Raw genomic sequence first — 958 nt, forward strand, 5'->3', positions numbered from 1 at the left:
TAATGAAGTGATTTAAACTTTTTGTTTTCGTGAAATTTTCTTCAGTAACAAGACTGCAAATGCCAAGTAATTCCAAGACATCCAACTTGAAACAGTTGTATCGAATCGGTTCAGTAGCGTCCTGAAACTGTCCATCCAAGCGTTGGTTCGTTCAATGGAATACCTTTCAGCATACAGTTCATCATCAACAAAGATGTCATCGGCATTTTCTCTCCGTTTATTGATGCAGATGTTTGCGATGACCTCTTTTTCACACAGGAAACCACGTAAGACATCACAATCGAATCCGGCATCGGCATTGAGGAAAAGGCCATCAACCCGAATATGGGATTTCTCAAGGTCGTTGAACATGTCACCGATGACCTTTTCTATGTCATGTACGTCATGGTGTTCGCCTGATTTCGGAGAAGACATGGCAATCGGAAGTCCTTGCCTGTCTGTCAGGTAGAGTGCGTTGGTCGTCTTCCGTTTCTTCCGACCCTGGTATCCGACTTCTTCACCGCCACGGAGTGCAGCCGTGTGGCTCCCGTCCAAATCCACGCTGGACATGTCCAACTCATTGCGGTGTTTGTCAAGCAACCTGACCCACATGGATTTCCACTCGCCCGACTTGCTCCATTTGTTGTAATGGTGATACACGGCACCATAGCTCAGTACCTTGCCGCTAAACAGGGCTTCCACAGGAAGGAACGCCCATTGACAACCGGTCTTCAACTTGTACAAGATGGCGTTTACCACCTCTATGAGACAACTTTGAGTGACATAACCACGTTTTGCCTTGGAAAGATGAGGCAATATTTCATTTTTTATCGTATCTTTGTCGAGCACAGTGTACATTGGACTTTCACAATATATGAGTTTGGTCACCCATAATATAAGGAACAATTCAATTTGTACGCTGTGCTTTAACATTTTGACACGATTTTAAGAGAATGAAATAAGTTTAAATCACTTCAAT

1 protein-coding gene is annotated in these 958 nt (G+C 43.7%); it reads right to left on the bottom strand.

Annotated elements, in window-relative coordinates:
* Positions 1 to 12: 12 nt before the first annotated feature.
* Positions 13 to 912 carry an IS5 family transposase gene (locus Q3C19_RS18235; RefSeq protein WP_302731277.1) on the bottom strand — a complete coding sequence of 300 codons (900 nt, stop codon included), beginning with the start codon at positions 910 to 912 and terminating at the stop codon, positions 13 to 15.
* Positions 913 to 958: the final 46 nt, after the last annotated feature.

The sequence above is a fragment of the Bacteroides sp. ET489 genome (assembly GCF_030518095.1).
In the GTDB taxonomy this organism is placed as follows: domain Bacteria; phylum Bacteroidota; class Bacteroidia; order Bacteroidales; family Bacteroidaceae; genus Bacteroides; species Bacteroides ndongoniae.

Coding starts and splice junctions, on each gene's coding strand:
- Q3C19_RS18235 (WP_302731277.1), bottom strand. CDS start 912: ATGTTAAAGCACAGCGTACAAATTGAATTGTTCCTTATATTATGGGTG.